This window comes from Paenibacillus sp. FSL H8-0283, assembly GCF_045040675.1.
Taxonomy (GTDB): domain Bacteria; phylum Bacillota; class Bacilli; order Paenibacillales; family Paenibacillaceae; genus Paenibacillus; species Paenibacillus amylolyticus.
Genome location: NZ_CP150295.1, coordinates 829,131 through 846,467 on the forward strand (window position 1 = coordinate 829,131; position 17,337 = coordinate 846,467).

Annotated in this window: 11 protein-coding genes, 3 rRNA genes, 1 pseudogene and 1 riboswitch; of the genes and pseudogenes, 11 read left to right on the forward strand and 4 right to left on the reverse strand. The window is 42.8% G+C overall.

Going from position 1 to position 17,337, the window contains the following annotated elements; genetic code table 11:
* Positions 1–198: 198 nt before the first annotated feature.
* The 3 genes from MHI52_RS03880 to MHI52_RS03890 form a co-directional block, all read right to left on the reverse strand.
* Complete coding sequence (locus MHI52_RS03880) at positions 199–951, reverse strand: adenylate cyclase (RefSeq protein WP_405158498.1); 753 nt, start codon at positions 949–951, stop codon at positions 199–201.
* Positions 951–1,529 carry a Pycsar system effector family protein gene (locus MHI52_RS03885; protein WP_405158499.1) on the reverse strand — a complete coding sequence of 193 codons (579 nt, stop codon included), beginning with the start codon at positions 1,527–1,529 and terminating at the stop codon, positions 951–953. Before MHI52_RS03885 ends, MHI52_RS03880 begins: the two co-directional genes overlap by 1 nt.
* A gap of 159 nt (positions 1,530–1,688) precedes the next feature.
* Positions 1,689–2,063, reverse strand: a complete 375-nt coding sequence (locus tag MHI52_RS03890) for a helix-turn-helix domain-containing protein (RefSeq protein ID WP_405158500.1) — start codon at positions 2,061–2,063, stop codon at positions 1,689–1,691.
* Positions 2,064–2,239: 176 nt separating this feature from the next.
* On the opposite strand from MHI52_RS03890, the gene MHI52_RS03895 reads away from it, so the two are divergent.
* Entirely contained in the window at positions 2,240–2,932 is a 693-nt protein-coding gene (locus MHI52_RS03895; RefSeq protein ID WP_405158501.1) for a hypothetical protein, read from the forward strand.
* 187 nt (positions 2,933–3,119) lie between these two features.
* Here the strand turns inward: MHI52_RS03895 and MHI52_RS03900 are convergent, their stop codons facing one another.
* A complete protein-coding gene (locus MHI52_RS03900; protein WP_405158502.1) occupies positions 3,120–3,329 on the reverse strand; it encodes a hypothetical protein in 210 nt (69 codons plus the stop codon).
* A gap of 603 nt (positions 3,330–3,932) precedes the next feature.
* Between MHI52_RS03900 and MHI52_RS03905 the strand changes: the two genes are divergently transcribed.
* The 10 genes and pseudogenes from MHI52_RS03905 to MHI52_RS03950 all read left to right on the forward strand — a co-directional run bounded on the left by MHI52_RS03905 (position 3,933) and on the right by MHI52_RS03950 (position 17,236).
* Positions 3,933–4,745: a hypothetical protein gene (locus MHI52_RS03905; RefSeq protein WP_405158503.1), complete on the forward strand. Its 813-nt coding sequence runs from the start codon at positions 3,933–3,935 to the stop codon at positions 4,743–4,745.
* 69 nt (positions 4,746–4,814) lie between these two features.
* Positions 4,815–5,252, forward strand: a complete 438-nt coding sequence (locus MHI52_RS03910; protein WP_405158504.1) for a hypothetical protein — start codon at positions 4,815–4,817, stop codon at positions 5,250–5,252.
* Positions 5,253–5,654: 402 nt separating this feature from the next.
* Positions 5,655–5,858: pseudogene (locus MHI52_RS03915) on the forward strand (GMP synthase (glutamine-hydrolyzing)); the annotation flags it as partial.
* A 244-nt stretch (positions 5,859–6,102) separates the two neighbouring features.
* On the forward strand, positions 6,103–6,354 hold the full coding sequence (locus MHI52_RS03920) for a hypothetical protein (protein WP_405158505.1): 252 nt from the start codon (positions 6,103–6,105) through the stop codon (positions 6,352–6,354).
* Positions 6,355–6,755: 401 nt separating this feature from the next.
* Positions 6,756–6,855, forward strand: a riboswitch (purine riboswitch).
* Between the two features lie 170 nt (positions 6,856–7,025).
* Positions 7,026–8,402 (forward strand): NCS2 family permease, encoded by a 1,377-nt coding sequence (locus tag MHI52_RS03925; RefSeq protein WP_047841443.1) that lies wholly within the window; start codon positions 7,026–7,028, stop codon positions 8,400–8,402.
* A gap of 773 nt (positions 8,403–9,175) precedes the next feature.
* Positions 9,176–10,728 (forward strand): 16S ribosomal RNA (locus MHI52_RS03930).
* A gap of 311 nt (positions 10,729–11,039) precedes the next feature.
* Positions 11,040–13,965 (forward strand): 23S ribosomal RNA (locus tag MHI52_RS03935).
* A 78-nt stretch (positions 13,966–14,043) separates the two neighbouring features.
* A 5S ribosomal RNA gene (gene rrf / locus MHI52_RS03940) occupies positions 14,044–14,160 on the forward strand.
* The 16S, 23S and 5S rRNA genes sit together here, the layout of an rRNA operon.
* A gap of 226 nt (positions 14,161–14,386) precedes the next feature.
* Complete coding sequence (locus MHI52_RS03945; protein ID WP_405158506.1) at positions 14,387–15,892, forward strand: alpha/beta hydrolase family protein; 1,506 nt, start codon at positions 14,387–14,389, stop codon at positions 15,890–15,892.
* Between the two features lie 336 nt (positions 15,893–16,228).
* Positions 16,229–17,236 (forward strand): ketoacyl-ACP synthase III, encoded by a 1,008-nt coding sequence (locus MHI52_RS03950; protein ID WP_405158507.1) that lies wholly within the window; start codon positions 16,229–16,231, stop codon positions 17,234–17,236.
* The last annotated feature ends 101 nt before the right edge of the window (positions 17,237–17,337 follow it).

Genomic DNA, 17,337 nt, shown 5'->3' on the forward strand with positions numbered 1-17,337 from the left:
CTTCAACTTTCGTTTTAGCTCTGCTCACGTATATTGAAAGAAAGAAGAATAACCCACTCTTAGGTTGCACACTTAAGTGGGTTATTTCCGTTCCGAATAAAATCATTGGTGAAGGGAATACCTGTTTAATGCTCATTGTATGTATGGAGACGATGTTGCTTCATCGTATGCACTTCTTAATGGTCTTTATACAAATTGTTAGTTGGGCATACCATCAGTGATCCACTTATTAAACTCACTTTTAAATATGTCAGCATGATAATATGTGCCATACTTGTCATCTTCTTTTTTAGTCCACCATTCTTTATGTTGCTCCTTATTAGAAGCAGCTGATATGAAGTTGTCATAACATATTTTGGACATGACAATGGGCTTAACTCCGTCTTTATTACCAAGGTCTGATAATTTAGATGCTTTCGCTACAGCTTCACCAATCCAAACAAGATTATGTATTCCAGATGACTTTCGTCCAGCTTTTACAGCTAGTGTTTTTTCGACGGCTAGTCCAATGCCTGCTTGTATAGAGGGCAGACTTCGTTCCTTTAAAAGATTATTCAACATCTTCATATAAGTGTTAATATAGAATGCACGATTGGCTACCTCACAAATATCTCCCTTTTTTGGTGCAGAATAAACTGCGAAGACACAATCTCCACGAATTCCAATCTCCTTCAATTCGTTGCCATCAACGTTATTTCTTAGTATTTCTATTATTTCAGAAGTGAAGCCACGGATTACTTTAGAAATCTCGATATCATTGTGGTTTGTAAATAATGTTGTGGAATCCCTCAAATCCACAAAAATAGCACAAGCAAATGCTTTATAACCGTTTGAATAAGTGAAATCCTCATCCCTAGGGAAAGAGTCCACCTCGTTAACTTTGTCAGTATTATCTAATATCTCCTCTACTTTGCTTTTACGCTCTTTATATTTATATTTTACAGTTTCCATCAATTAAAACCTCCCATTTTAATGAGTACGATACCAATAATGTACAGAACGAGAATTCCTGTTATTCCAATGAAAGTGAACTTGATGCCTTTACTGTAATATGCATACTTTATAGTGCAAATTTTAGCATTGATGTACGTTTGTGACAGCAAATCAATTGATTGTTCGTTATTACTTCTGTTGAGAACCTTGTCTTTGTAGTCGTTGAATGTATTTTTAGCAATTGATTCGAAGAAATACAAAGAATCTCTTTCAGTGCCTTCAAAGCTAAGAGTATCTTTGCTTAATCTTGGTGTAAGGACTCTGATCAAACAGTAAGCTCCATAAACAAAAAGACACAGGAAAAACGAAAACCCCAATAGATATAGCACGTTCGAAAAATTAATGTTATGAATTGACTTGCTCACGATATCATTCAGCATATTGATGGAATGCTCAGCCGTGAAAACTGTGAGGAAAATTCCGACTACCGCTAGAACAATTGATGACTTTGTATCACAGCTTTTAATCCAATCTAACTGTCTGTCAAATTGTTGGGTTAGTGAAGCCTTATCTTGTTGTTGTGGATGACTATTCACACAGTGCAGCCCCTTTCTACAATTGATAATGTCAATTATACAAGAAATGCGGAGGTAGGTTTGTCGAATCCTGTAGAGTTCGCTGTAAATTGTCGTCTGTTGGAGTTTAATAGGTTGTTGGCGGGTAAAGACCAAGACTGGAAAGTAAAAAGCACGTAGTCATTTGACTATGTGCTTATAATCATCTTTCTTAAATGTCTGGATGATATCGTTCAGCATACGATATACCATTTTAACCTCTGCCTCATTACATAGTTCTAACTGATTCCTAATTGCCTTTATCGTTTCCTGTTTGTTGGCTTCTTCATCAAGTAGCAACGTATCAGCGAAGTTCAAGATTTGTATTGGATTAATCTCGAAAGCTTCAATAATCTTCCCCAAGCTCTCTAGAGACATGTTTCGTCCCCCGCGTTCCAATGATGAAAGATAACTGTAGTGTAGGTTTGCTTTCTCTGCTAGCTGTTCTTGTGTCCAACCACGCTGCTTACGTAAGGCTCTAATCCTGTTTCCTACTGCAATAGAGAACTCTGACAAGCTAATCACCTCTATTTAAAGGTGGGTTAGCGAAAACATTTGAAACAGATAAACATAGGATTTGAAATTATTTAAAATTTTCTGATAGACACTATTATGATTGTTGTAGCTAAAGAAAACTACATTGAAAGGAAAAGATAAAGATTTAAGTACAATTTTTTGAAAAGAGGAGTGCTATGAGTAATACAGATGACAAGGTTGTGGTCATAGGGTGTCTTGGTGCAATAATTGTTTTTGTTCTTCTTTGGGTCGCTACAGGTAATTTTATAGTCGCTATCGTGATTGGCTTTGGGCTAGGACTAGTTTCGAATTGGTTAGCAAAGAAACGCAAGGATACGGAAGTTGAACGATATCAGGAACTATTGATTATCCACATGAAGACAGCTAAGAACTTTCAAGTGTCACAATACTACATATCTGAGGACAAAAAGAGCCTAATTGCAGTAGACAGTGTACATAAAAAGTTTTGCTTTGTTGATGATAGGCATGGTGGAAGGAAGAAAGTGTATTCATACGAGGATTTGCTGCGTTCAGAAATAGTTGAAGATGGAGTAGCAATAATGAACACCTCCAGAACCAGCCAGATTGGCGGGGCTGTCATTGGAGGCATGCTCGCTGGTGGTGCTGGAGCGATGGTAGGAGCGTTGACAGGTAGCCAGAATACAAGCTCTCATGTCAAACTGGTCACGTTGCAAGTTACCTTAGATGATCTAGAGGAGCCAGTTAGGTACATCAAGTTCCTTTATAAAGATTTTCCTATCCCAAAAGACTCTGAAAGATATCAGATTGCTATTCGAGAAGTAAATTATTGGCATGGACTGATCGGCATATTTACACGGAATGCTAGTAAAGAAGATACGTTAATGTAAAGAGAAGAAGAGATCATTTAGTAACAAAACAAAACCTCCAAACCAACTGCGATTGAGTTTGGAGGTTTTGTTTTGTAAATATTCACTTGTTATTTCCATATTCTTTCTCTAACTCTTCAATAACTATAATGTGTTTCTTGTATAAAGAGTTCTTCCAATGCGAAACGGTTATGTTAATAATTGAAATTTAAAAAAATGGTAGTGCAATGTTGATCAGGGTGGTATATGATGAAATTCCTTGTTTCAGATTATTGAGTATATTAGTGATAGTGTTTATTCCAATTTGCACTTGAGTAGGGTCAGTGTCTTTGTTACTGTTTGCCAGGTTTAAACTTGAGAGCATTATTGTGACTACTACACCAGTAGTTGTTAGTATTATTGAAATGATGATTTTCATGAAGGCATCAATTGTTTGAGGAAATATCAGATTTATTCCATGCACGAACCTGCATCTTCATCATTTTAAAATGTGTTTTTGGCAATTTTTTATAAGCCGCTTATTCTCAACTGCCCTAAGCTCTTTTTCTTTCGATAATTTAAAAGGTGAATTCAAATTTTTAATGAAGTTACGGTACCTATAAAATTCAATGGCTGCTACACCTGATACAGCAATTATGTATAGTGTAAGTATTAATATGTGCAAAAAAGCGCCTCCAGTTGATAATTTCTTCTTAATTAATGAATGAGCCAGGAATGGTTAAGGAACAATGTGTTATTTCATCGACTGGAATGCATACTGTCTCTCCTTGATTTGTATTTTTACATGGGATTTATTACTTGTTAACGATATTTCCCCAGAAAAGCTTGTTCCGTCAATGAATGTAAGGTGAACTGGATAACGTTTTTTTTTTTTTTGCTATTATAAGGTCTTTAGTCATGCTTTTCCCTCCATCGTATATCTATAGTCATGTATGATTGTGATTCATATTTACTATAAAGGTAATATCTGAGATAATTATTTTGAACTATTAATTGATTTATTGAAGAGAGGATGAAGAGAATGTTTGGAGCTTTAAAATTCGATGAGTTATCAGATTTCGTATCTAAATTAAATGAAAAAGAAAATGAATATTTGAAATCAGGAGAAGAGCTATTTAATAGCCAAAAGTCTTCCTTTGATTTTGCTTTAGACACCTTTTACATCAGTCAAAATGTTATTGATGGACAGAAGCTGATGAAAAAATGGTTTCCTGATGTAAATGCTAGTGTATTTCTTTCACATTCCCACAAAGATATCAATGAAGTATATAAGTTTGCTGGGTTTTTATATGATGAATTTAAAATTGTATCTTTTATTGATGCAGCAGTTTGGGGCTATGCTGACGATTTATTGAAAAGAGTTGATAATAATGAATGTTTAGATGAAAAGACTGGGTTATATGACTATGAATCAAGAAATATAACAAGTAGCAATATTTATTTAATGTTAAACAATGCTTTGTATAACATGCTAGACCACGTAGAGTGTGTAATATTTCTCTCTACGCCTAATTCAATGGAGAAAATTTCTGATGAAGTGGAGGAAAAAAAGACAAGTTCTCCTTGGATTTTTTCTGAGTTGAATATGATTCAGAAGATTAGAAGAGAAGATCCAAAGAGACCAGATAACATTGCTAAATCGATCAAGCACTATGCCCTAGCAGAGAGTGTAAAGGTGATATATGACGTTAAAGAACAATTAAGTTCATTGGGAGAGTTAACAATTCAAGATTTAGAGGATATGGCAAGGAATCGACCAGATGATTCAAGTAAGAGTGATTATGATAAGCAATGTTTAGACGTGTTGTATAAGTTAAAAGGTTGGTATAAGTAAATGGAACTGGTAGAAAAAAATACCATCCTTCACAAGGAAATTGATTTGATACAGTCCTGCATCAATAGAATGGCTCAGAACTCTTTTTTAATTAAAGGATGGTATTTTTCGGTTATTATAGTTGTCTCTGCTTTTAAAATAAGTGATCCATGGTACTACACATTGTTGATTTCACTAACCTCTTTTGTGTTCTATTCAATTAATTTACAGTTTTATATTTATGAAAGAAAGTTTAGAAACTTATATTATGAAAGAATAGAAATGAGAAGTAATGGCGATTTTGAGAATGAGTTATATAGTTTGAAATTTCCCCAAGTAGGCGGGCAAATAGGCTTGATAAACAAAATCTTATCAGTATGGGAATACGCTCAGAAAAACAAGATGTTGATGTTTATGTACTTTGGAATTTGTAGTATTCTTATCGGATTCAAATGGTTAGGTGATGGAGGATCAGAGATTCAGAAAATATTTTTGGAAATTAGTGGAATGGTTAAACTAGGTGATTAATTTATTAATTAGGCATCATAGAAATTTTCCTTGAACAATTTTGGCAACTAATTGTTCGCTTCAAACTCAATAAATCAAAATAAGTCAAATGGAAATCATAGAAGTTTTTATTATCCCTCCAATGCCTAAAAATTCAAAACACCGCCGTCTCTCTTCGAACGTGCCATCCCATATGTGATTGAAGTGGCTTGGACACGATGGTATCGACAGCAAGTCAAAACGGCGAATTCTGAGTTAATAGTATTGTATGTCTAGTAAATAGTACCATGATGAAAATTCCATCATCTCTAATATTTTATCCATATTTACATTATTCAGCTTGTATTTATCATGTTCACCCGCTACAATTGATCTATAAAATAACACAATAATAGACATGTAATGACCTAAAATTGTAGCAAGGTTATGGGTGATGCACGTACGTATTCCTACACAGTAGGTATCCGTGCTGTAACATCCATCGACGGTATGACAGCTGACTGGGCACGTATCCCTTGGGATGTGCTGGAGAAAATCTCCGTACGGATCGTTAACGAAGTTGATAACGTAAACCGTATCGTCTATGACGTAACTTCCAAACCACCTGCAACAATCGAGTGGGAATAGGATATAGACTCTTAACGATAGGTTTAAAAAATGCTCTTTTATCTGCGGTATTTCGCAAATAAAAGGGCGTTTTTTTATTAAGAAGAATATTGTGATCAAATTTTTGTAGGGCTACTTTTTTTACAAGTAATAAACTTTCAAAATTAATCCCATTTTAAAGTTCACTTCATGATCCTTTCAGGTCGGGCCTGTACAATAAGTACATACTAAGAGCTATATGGCTACTGAAAGGAGAATTGAATGTATGCGTAAAACCGACTATATGAGCAAATGGAAGATGGGCATTGGAAGTGCGTTTCTGATGGTGATGCTGGCAGGATGCGGTTCGGGTATGCAAGATCTGGCTTCCGGTTCGGGGGACTTTCCATTTGTGAACTTAGAGGTAGCGGATGCTTCTTCCGATCAGACCAGAAACCAGGAGTTATCCTCTGACACAACAACGAACACAAATCAGGAACAACAAGATATACAGGATACTCCGCAGACAGAGATATAATTAACATAGGACTGATCCGGCAAAAAAATGCTCCGGAACATGTCGCAAATTGCTCCATATACCTAATGAGTATAAGTCTTCGGAATACGAGATATCGTTATTCCTAGATCATCATTCACCTGATTGCTAAAACGCATCAGAAATATAAGCTAGCCTGATTAGAGCGCTTCTGCTCTTTGATCAGGCTAGCTTTTTATATTATCCTTCGGAACTTTCAGTCTGAAAGAATGGACATATCCCATTGAGATTACACCGAAAAGAGCGTATTCAATTGGGTTGTAAACCGCTGAACTGGTTCAATCTGTTAAATAATACGAACGATATTCTAAAAGCGTGATATTAATATTCGTTTTTCTCATTGACAAAAACATACTGCCCTCCTAAAATAGTGATGGGAAACAAACAAATAGCGCATACTTATTCGTATAATCCTGGGGATTGGCCCGGGAGTCTCTACGAGATCACCCTAATGATCTGGCTACGAAGAGGAGAAGCTAAGCACATGAATTCTACATGATTGCGGGGACATCACGCACATTAGAATTTTTTTTGTTCTTAGTAAAGGCATCATGCCACTCCTTGTCAGCTGAACCCTGGGTGAAGAATCTTCATCAGGGTCATTTGTCGTTTTTCAATATGGCTTCAACATCTCTAAGGGGGAGTTAGTAATTATGGATCGTTTCTTTAAATTAAAAGAAAACGGAACAAACGTTAGAACGGAGATTGTTGCGGGTCTCACTACGTTTATGACAATGGCTTACATTCTTTTTGTAAATACGTTGTTCTTGGGACAAGCCGGTGCGGGGATGTCAGATAATGCAGTATTTTTTGCAACAGCAGTCGGCGCCGGATTAATGACTATTATTATGGGATTGTTCGTGAATATTCCGATCGCACTTGCACCAGGTATGGGGCTTAATGCGTACTTCATGACTGTTGTTCTAAGTTCGAATGGAGCGATTACTTGGCAAGCAGCTCTGGGAGCGGTATTCCTTTCCGGTATCGTGTTCATTATTTTGACCGTGACGAAGATTCGTCAAATGCTGCTTGTTGCAGTTCCGCAGTCGATCAAAATGGCCATTACGGTGGGTATCGGTCTCTTTATTACCATTATTGGTTTCAAACTTGCTAATCTCGTGGCTGTAACAGTAAATGTTGCACCAGACGCAGATCTGAGTCAGCCGATTCCAGGTAGCAGTTTTAACTTGTCATTGGGCAACTTTGTAACACATCACGATGCGTTGCTGGCCCTGATTGGTTTGCTCCTTATTGCTATTCTGATGGTTATGCGCGTCAAAGGCGCTCTGCTGATCGGGATCGTAGCAACAACGCTGATTGGTATTCCGATGGGCGTTACGAATCTGAGTGGTCTTTCAGGCGCAAGCTGGTTGCCTAACTTCAGTGATCTGGCGGTTGGACAGCTTGATTTGAAAGGTGCCATCAGTCTCGGATTGTTCGAGATCATCTTCATCTTTACCTTCGTTGAATTGTTCGACACGTTTGGTACGATGGTAGGTACTGCAACGCGTATGGGGATTATGAAGGATAAGAAAAAAGGCGAGAAAACGATCGGTAAAGCGATGCTCGTCGATGCAGTTGGTGTCAGCGCAGGTGCTGCACTAGGTACAAGTACCATTACGGCATACGTTGAAAGTGCTTCAGGTGTTGAGGCAGGTGGACGTACAGGACTGACTTCGGTAACGACAGGTTTATTGTTCATTTTGGCCCTGTTTATCGCACCGCTTGCGCTGGTTGTTCCATCCGCTGCGACGGCTCCGGCATTGATCATCGTGGGTGTACTTATGATGAGTCAAGTGCGCAGCATTGAGTGGGATGATTTCCTGCAAGCTTTCCCTGCGTTCCTTACCATTGTATTGATGCCTTTCACAGGTGGAATCGCAAACGGGATCTCCGCAGGTATCGTATCTTATGTAATTCTGGCGGTGTTCAGTAACTTGGTTACAGAGCGTAAAGTGAAAATTCACTGGCTTATGTGGATCTTGGCGCTCATCGTAGTCTGCCGATACGTATTTATTGGCGGGGAGTAAGCGTACATTAGGTTTAATGAAGAATACGGAGATAAGTTTGATACCTTATATATGAAAGAAGCGGAAGCCACGGGATTTAAACCCGGAGCTTTCGCTTTTTTTGCATTCTTTTCTTGAGCAAAAATGAATTACAAAAATGTTTTCCTTCTATATAGAAGGAATGAGTATAATGTTCTAAGATCTGTTGGTTGTTTATCCAATGAAATCAGCGGTTAATAAGTTCTATAACGTGATGAGTATGTACTGTATACAACATGATTTCTCTATAATTGGATTAGGAATTATATGAAAAACCTTTTTGCGTATGTGAGTTAATTACTCCGATCATTAAAGTTAGTGCGCAGATGTATCATTTAGCTGGTTATAAGGAGATACTTGTTAAAAGGTCTATAGGGTACTCATTTTATAAGAATTTAATGTTTATCTAAAAAAGACTTGCGTTTCATAACTGTACATGGTATATTCTATTTCCGGCCAAAAAAACACGAGATACACGGTGCGGCAAGCGAATGAAATAAGCTTCGAAAGAAACTTAAAAAAAAGAGCTTGCAAAGTTGGTTCGGACATGATATTATATAAGAGTTGCTGAAGAGAACAACATTCCGTAACGAAACGAGTTTGATCTTTGAAAACTGAACAACGAGTGAGTGAACATTCTGCTTGCAGAATGAACGCGAAAGTTTGAAACAAGCCTTGGTTTGAATCGGCTGGAGCACAAATGAGATTTTTAATCTCGTCAGATTCAAAATGAGCTTATCGCTCTTTTCAATACTTTATTGGAGAGTTTGATCCTGGCTCAGGACGAACGCTGGCGGCATGCCTAATACATGCAAGTCGAGCGGACTTGAAGAGAAGCTTGCTTCTCGGATGGTTAGCGGCGGACGGGTGAGTAACACGTAGGCAACCTGCCCTCAAGTTTGGGACAACTACCGGAAACGGTAGCTAATACCGAATAATTGTTTTCTTCGCCTGAAGGGAACTGGAAAGACGGAGCAATCTGTCACTTGGGGATGGGCCTGCGGCGCATTAGCTAGTTGGTGAGGTAACGGCTCACCAAGGCGACGATGCGTAGCCGACCTGAGAGGGTGATCGGCCACACTGGGACTGAGACACGGCCCAGACTCCTACGGGAGGCAGCAGTAGGGAATCTTCCGCAATGGGCGAAAGCCTGACGGAGCAATGCCGCGTGAGTGATGAAGGTTTTCGGATCGTAAAGCTCTGTTGCCAGGGAAGAACGCTTGGGAGAGTAACTGCTCTCAAGGTGACGGTACCTGAGAAGAAAGCCCCGGCTAACTACGTGCCAGCAGCCGCGGTAATACGTAGGGGGCAAGCGTTGTCCGGAATTATTGGGCGTAAAGCGCGCGCAGGCGGTCATTTAAGTCTGGTGTTTAATCCCGGGGCTCAACCCCGGATCGCACTGGAAACTGGGTGACTTGAGTGCAGAAGAGGAGAGTGGAATTCCACGTGTAGCGGTGAAATGCGTAGATATGTGGAGGAACACCAGTGGCGAAGGCGACTCTCTGGGCTGTAACTGACGCTGAGGCGCGAAAGCGTGGGGAGCAAACAGGATTAGATACCCTGGTAGTCCACGCCGTAAACGATGAGTGCTAGGTGTTAGGGGTTTCGATACCCTTGGTGCCGAAGTTAACACATTAAGCACTCCGCCTGGGGAGTACGGTCGCAAGACTGAAACTCAAAGGAATTGACGGGGACCCGCACAAGCAGTGGAGTATGTGGTTTAATTCGAAGCAACGCGAAGAACCTTACCAGGTCTTGACATCCCTCTGATCGATGCAGAGATGTATCTTTCCTTCGGGACAGAGGAGACAGGTGGTGCATGGTTGTCGTCAGCTCGTGTCGTGAGATGTTGGGTTAAGTCCCGCAACGAGCGCAACCCTTATATTTAGTTGCCAGCATTTCGGATGGGCACTCTAGATAGACTGCCGGTGACAAACCGGAGGAAGGTGGGGATGACGTCAAATCATCATGCCCCTTATGACCTGGGCTACACACGTACTACAATGGCCGGTACAACGGGCTGCGAAATCGCGAGATGGAGCCAATCCCAACAAAGCCGGTCTCAGTTCGGATTGCAGGCTGCAACTCGCCTGCATGAAGTCGGAATTGCTAGTAATCGCGGATCAGCATGCCGCGGTGAATACGTTCCCGGGTCTTGTACACACCGCCCGTCACACCACGAGAGTTTATAACACCCGAAGTCGGTGGGGTAACCGCAAGGAGCCAGCCGCCGAAGGTGGGATAGATGATTGGGGTGAAGTCGTAACAAGGTAGCCGTATCGGAAGGTGCGGCTGGATCACCTCCTTTCTATGGAGAATCGTTTCCTGCAACGGAAACATTCAAATACGCAGCTTAGCTGCAAAACACTCACTCGTTGTTCGGTTTTGAGAGCTCAAACTCTCAAACAGCTTGCTTTTGCATGGAGCTTGTTCTTTGAAAACTAGATATCGAAACGAAACAAACGCGAATTAGAACATTCCTTTTTAGCTGAACTTGTGTTAAACAAGTTTCAATAAAAACGGTAGTCAAATTGCTTTTGTGAGGGTATCGGGTGAGAGCGACTTTTGGCTTTGCGCAAGCAAAACAAGGGAAGCGAGCGGCCGAAACCGGAACAAAATGGTTAAGCTACTAAGAGCACACGGAGGATGCCTAGGCGCTAGGAGCCGATGAAGGACGTGGCGAACAACGAAACTGCCTCGGGGAGCTGTAAGCAAGCTTTGATCCGGGGGTGTCCGAATGGGGAAACCCAGCTGGGGTAATTTCCAGTTACTCATAACTGAATACATAGGTTATGCAGAGGCATACCAGGGGAACTGAAACATCTAAGTACCCTGAGGAAGAGAAAACAATAGTGATTCCGTCAGTAGCGGCGAGCGAACGCGGAGAAGCCCAAACCAGAGAGCTTGCTCTTTGGGGTTGTGGGACGTCTCACATGGAGTTACAAAGGAACCGGTTAAGCGAAGAGGTCTGGAAAGGCCCGCCAAAGAAGGTAAAAGCCCTGTAGTTGAAAGTTGGTTCCCTCCGAGACGGATCCCGAGTAGTGCGGGGCACGTGAAACCCCGTATGAATCCGGCAGGACCATCTGCCAAGGCTAAATACTTCCTAGCGACCGATAGTGAAGCAGTACCGTGAGGGAAAGGTGAAAAGCACCCCGGAAGGGGAGTGAAATAGAACCTGAAACCGTGTGCTTACAAAAAGTCAGAGCCCGTTTTAGGGGTGATGGCGTGCCTTTTGTAGAATGAACCGGCGAGTTACGTTCCCGTGCAAGGTTAAGGTGAAGAGCCGGAGCCGCAGCGAAAGCGAGTCTGAATAGGGCGAATTAGTACGTGGACGTAGACCCGAAACCGGGTGATCTACCCCTGTCCAGGGTGAAGGTGCGGTAACACGCACTGGAGGCCCGAACCCACGCATGTTGAAAAATGCGGGGATGAGGTGGGGGTAGCGGAGAAATTCCAATCGAACTCGGAGATAGCTGGTTCTCCCCGAAATAGCTTTAGGGCTAGCCTCGGAAAACAGAGTCGTGGAGGTAGAGCACTGATTGGGTGCGGGGCCCGCAAGGGTTACCAAGCTCAGTCAAACTCCGAATGCCATAGACTTACTTCCGGGAGTCAGACAGTGAGTGCTAAGATCCATTGTCAAAAGGGAAACAGCCCAGACCATCAGCTAAGGTCCCCAAGTGTGTGTTAAGTGGGAAAGGATGTGGAGTTGCACAGACAACCAGGATGTTGGCTTAGAAGCAGCCACCATTGAAAGAGTGCGTAATAGCTCACTGGTCGAGTGACTCTGCGCCGAAAATGTAACGGGGCTAAACACACCACCGAAGCTATGGCTTGATGCTTTGCATCAGGGGTAGGGGAGCGTTGTATAAGGGTTGAAGGTGTACCGTAAGGAGCGCTGGACATTATACAAGTGAGAATGCCGGTATGAGTAACGAAAAGATCAGTGAGAATCTGATCCGCCGAAAGCCTAAGGGTTCCTGAGGAAGGCTCGTCCGCTCAGGGTAAGTCGGGACCTAAGGCGAGGCCGAAAGGCGTAGTCGAAGGACAACAGGTCGAAATTCCTGTACCACCGTAAGCCGTTATGAGCAATGGGGGGACGCAGTAGGGTAGTGACGCGGACTGATGGATGTCCGTCTAAGCAGTAAGGCTGATGTGTAGGCAAATCCGCACATTGTAAGGCTGAGCTGTGATGGGGAGCGAAAATTATAGTAGCGAAGGTCATGATCTCACACTGCCAAGAAAAGCCTCTAGCCAGGTGATGGTGCCCGTACCGCAAACCGACACAGGTAGGCGAGAAGAGTATTCTAAGGCGCGCGGAAGAACTCTCGTTAAGGAACTCGGCAAAATGACCCCGTAACTTCGGGAGAAGGGGTGCCCCGGTAGTGTGAATAGCACGAGGGGGCCGCAGTGAAAAGGCCCAAGCGACTGTTTAGCAAAAACACAGGTCTGTGCGAAGCCGTAAGGCGAAGTATACGGGCTGACGCCTGCCCGGTGCTGGAAGGTTAAGGGGAGTGGTTAGGAGCAATCCGAAGCTGTGAACCGAAGCCCCAGTAAACGGCGGCCGTAACTATAACGGTCCTAAGGTAGCGAAATTCCTTGTCAGGTAAATTCTGACCCGCACGAATGGCGTAACGACTTGGGCGCTGTCTCAACGAGAGATCCGGTGAAATTTTAATACCTGTGAAGATGCAGGTTACCCGCGACAAGACGGAAAGACCCCATGGAGCTTTACTGCAGCTTGATATTGAATTTGGGTACGATCTGTACAGGATAGGTGGGAGCCTTTGAAGCATGAGCGCCAGCTTGTGTGGAGGCAACGTTGGGATACCACCCTGATCGTATCTAGGTTCTAACCTGGTACCGTAATCCGGTGCGGGGACAGTGTCAGGTGGGCAGTTTGACTGGGGCGGTCGCCTCCTAAAGAGTAACGGAGGCGCCCAAAGGTTCCCTCAGAATGGTTGGAAATCATTCGAAGAGTGCAAAGGCATAAGGGAGCTTGACTGCGAGACCTACAAGTCGAGCAGGGACGAAAGTCGGGCTTAGTGATCCGGTGGTACCGCATGGAAGGGCCATCGCTCAACGGATAAAAGCTACCCTGGGGATAACAGGCTTATCTCCCCCAAGAGTCCACATCGACGGGGAGGTTTGGCACCTCGATGTCGGCTCATCGCATCCTGGGGCTGAAGTAGGTCCCAAGGGTTGGGCTGTTCGCCCATTAAAGCGGTACGCGAGCTGGGTTCAGAACGTCGTGAGACAGTTCGGTCCCTATCTGTCGTGGGCGTAGGAAATTTGAGAGGAGCTGTCCTTAGTACGAGAGGACCGGGATGGACGTACCGCTGGTGTACCAGTTGTTCCGCCAGGAGCACCGCTGGGTAGCTATGTACGGACGGGATAAACGCTGAAAGCATCTAAGCGTGAAGCCCCCCTCAAGATGAGATTTCCCAGTATGTAAGACCCCTTGAAGACGACGAGGTAGATAGGCTGGGGGTGGAAGTGCAGCAATGCATGGAGCTGACCAGTACTAATCGGTCGAGGGCTTATCCAATAGCAAGTTGTAATTCGCATGTTTCGTTTCGAATCTAGTTTTCAGAGAACGATCTCTGAATGTAAGCTAAGCTATGCGTTTGGTGGCGATGGCGGAGGGGTTCCACACGTACCCATCCCGAACACGACCGTTAAGCCCTCTAGCGCCGATGGTACTTGGACCGCAGGGTCCTGGGAGAGTAGGACGCCGCCAAGCAATAGAAGACACACTTGATGATATCGAGTGTGTCTTTTTTATTTTTATCTAATCTGATCTATGAAAGAGGAACAGCTCACATATGTTGGGCTTTTTCTTATTACTGCCCTCTCACTTAACTTACACGGTTGTAAGGCAATTGTAAGTTAGATCAATACAATCAATCTAGTGGTTCCTGTATACTAACCCTATCCATCGATGGAGTTGATTTTCAGGGGGAGTTGGCGTGAGGTTTATTGAAATTTTATTATTCTTCTCAAGTGTTTGTTTATTGGCATTTTTGTTCATTCCCAATCCACGTATACGAAGAATAGCTTTGCTCCTGACAAGCGGAGCAGGCTCCATTTTTTTAGTGATACATCTTTTTGTCGAAGGATACAGAATTCAGCTTTTATTTTTATACGGATTTACGATCCTGATGTTCATGTTTTCTCTTATAAAAGTTGTTCGAACGCAGAAAGGCGTGTGGCCAGTCTCCCGAATTCTTAGAGTGCTTGGTCCCCTTTTTATTGCAATTGGGCTGATCGCAACAGTCTGTTTCCACTATGTGTTTCCGGTTTTTGACCTTCCAGCACCAACTGGCAAGTTAAAAGTAGGCACACAAGTCTTTCATTTCGTCGATCCAAACCGGAAGGAGACATTCGGGAAATCAGAGACAGGCAAGAGAGAATTAATGGTTCAGGTATGGTATCCGGCTGAAGCTGGCAATGGGAAGTATACTCCATTTATCCCTAATCCCCGAATCTTATCTTATATGGCGGAGAATTATGGCCTCCCCGGGTTTACTTTTCAACACCTGAAGTATGTATCCAGTCATGCTTACTGGGCGACTGAAGTCTCTTCAGCTCAGGCCTCATACCCATTGGTTCTTGCAAATCCCGGCTTTGGTTCCTCCAGGTTTCTTCACACGTCACAAGCCGAAAATCTGGCGAGTCACGGATATATCGTGGCAGTGATTGACCACACCTATAATACATTTGCAACTGAGTTTCCGGACGGTCAAATCACGACCAATACAACCAGCGATTTGTTTTCACCCGAACATGATTACAGAACAGAAAGAGAAAAACGTGACGAGTTGGGAAAAGTGTTAACCGACGATGTGGTGTTTGCGCTGGACCAATTCGAACTGATTCAATCGGGGAAAATTCCAAGTCAGCTTAAAGGGAGGTTGGATCTGGGTCATATCGGAGTGTTTGGTCATTCCATTGGAGGAGCGACGTCCTATGATGCTTCTTACGATCCACGAATAAAAGCTGGGATAGACCTTGATGGAGGACTTTATGGTCTGCATGACAAAGAGGGCCTGCGGAAGCCGATTTTGTTCATGAACTCGGAAAGTGGATACGAAAAATTAAAAATGTTGATCGATCACCGAGTCTACACGGATACTGAACTTGAGCATATGGGTAATACAAGAGAGTGGGTGGATCAAGAAAGGAAAGACAAAAAGTTGGAGCTTGATCGGATGCGTAAAACAGTTGCCGCAGGGGGACAAGTTCTATATATCGATAATGCGGAGCATTTAAATTTTACAGACGTGCAGTTCATTTCTCCAATTTTCAAAATTCTGGGTATTACAGGGAAGATTGCGCCCGATAGAGCGAATTTCATTATTAATTCCTATATGCTGGATTTCTTTGACATGTATCTGAAAGAAAAGGGCGGAATCTTAATGAACGGACCCAATAGTCGGTTCCCGGAAGTGAATTTCATAACCCCGTTATTATAATTATGGAATAGGTTGTCGATATTGCGACAACCTGTTTTTTTATGTGATTTTGTATCCGTTTCTTCAAACGTAGCTAGCAGAAATGTCAATCCCCCGTCCCCATTATTGAGGTTCACCTTAACCTGTAATTTTTAATTCGACTGATCTAACCCTTATATAAGGACAAAGTGTCTATAAAAAGCTCGTAAATAGGGTAATGGTTCAGAAACATCTCTTCACTCGCATAAAAGTAATGCTGATTCCAAGTATAAATCGAGTAAATATTATAAAAAAATTAGTACCAAGTACTAAGACTTAGTGCTATAATAGTAAAAAACAAGTGAGGTGACTACCGGTATGAATCATCAATCAAAGGCAACCATCACGGCAATGGGGACGTATGTACCGGATCGAATATTAACGAATGCTGATCTGGAGAAATTGGTCGAGACAAGTGACGAATGGATTGTACAGCGTACAGGTATGAGAGAACGGAGAATCGCAGCTGAAGATCAGTTTGTATCTGACTTGGCTATGAAGGCTGTAGAAGATATGATACATCGTTATGATGTAAGTGTAGAAGATGTAGATATGATCCTTGTGGCTACAAGTACACCTGAATATGCTTTCCCAAGTACGGCATCCAGGGTACAGGCTAACCTTAAGATTCCACACACGGGCGTACTGGATTTAAATGCTGCATGTGCAGGTTTTACCTATGGGTTGCAGCTAGCTGACAGTCTAGTAACCAGTGGAATGTACCGTAAAGTACTGGTTATAGGAGCAGAGACATTATCCAAAATTACGGATTACACAGACCGCACGACTTGTGTACTGTTTGGTGATGGAGCGGGGGCCTTCTTGGTGGAGAGATCATCGGGTGCTGAAGGTGACTTTATGGCAGCCATATCAGGTACACATGGAGAAGGCGGTGTACATCTCTATAAGAGTGGCTTGTCTTCGGAGATGAATGGTGTGCCTTTACAGGGCGAAGGTTGTTTAGTTCAGAATGGCCGAGAGATTTATAAGTGGGCTGTACGGACGATTCCAGAGCAATTGGGTAAACTTATAACGAAAGCTGAATTAAGCCCTGACCAGATTGACTGGTTTGTCCCGCATAGTGCCAACATGAGAATGATTGAAGCTGTTTGCGAACGTGGTCCGGTTCCTTTGGAACGTACTTTAACCAGTGTCGAGTATCGCGGGAACACATCTGCTGCTTCCATTCCGCTTGCTTTACAGCTTGCAGTGGATGAAGGGAAATTGAAAGAAGGACAGAGCGTAGCTCTCTTTGGCTTTGGCGGTGGTCTGACGTACGCAGGTCTGGTGCTGAAATGGGGCGTGCCAGACAAGGTTCAGGAATGAGTAACATCCGACGGTATGCAACACAAAAATAAATAGAGAACATTAAAAGAGACCACCCAAACTTCATGCTGTCATGAAGAAGGTGGTCTCTTTAGTGGGTT

Excerpts from the sequence above, each read along its gene's own strand:
- MHI52_RS03880 (WP_405158498.1), bottom strand. The coding sequence starts at position 951 with ATGGAAACTGTAAAATATAAATATAAAGAGCGTAAAAGCAAAGTAGAG.
- MHI52_RS03895 (WP_405158501.1), top strand. The coding sequence starts at position 2,240 with ATGAGTAATACAGATGACAAGGTTGTGGTCATAGGGTGTCTTGGTGCA.
- MHI52_RS03900 (WP_405158502.1), bottom strand. The coding sequence starts at position 3,329 with ATGAAAATCATCATTTCAATAATACTAACAACTACTGGTGTAGTAGTC.
- MHI52_RS03905 (WP_405158503.1), top strand. The coding sequence starts at position 3,933 with ATGTTTGGAGCTTTAAAATTCGATGAGTTATCAGATTTCGTATCTAAA.
- MHI52_RS03910 (WP_405158504.1), top strand. The coding sequence starts at position 4,815 with ATGGCTCAGAACTCTTTTTTAATTAAAGGATGGTATTTTTCGGTTATT.
- MHI52_RS03920 (WP_405158505.1), top strand. The coding sequence starts at position 6,103 with ATGCGTAAAACCGACTATATGAGCAAATGGAAGATGGGCATTGGAAGT.
- MHI52_RS03925 (WP_047841443.1), top strand. The coding sequence starts at position 7,026 with ATGGATCGTTTCTTTAAATTAAAAGAAAACGGAACAAACGTTAGAACG.
- MHI52_RS03950 (WP_405158507.1), top strand. The coding sequence starts at position 16,229 with ATGAATCATCAATCAAAGGCAACCATCACGGCAATGGGGACGTATGTA.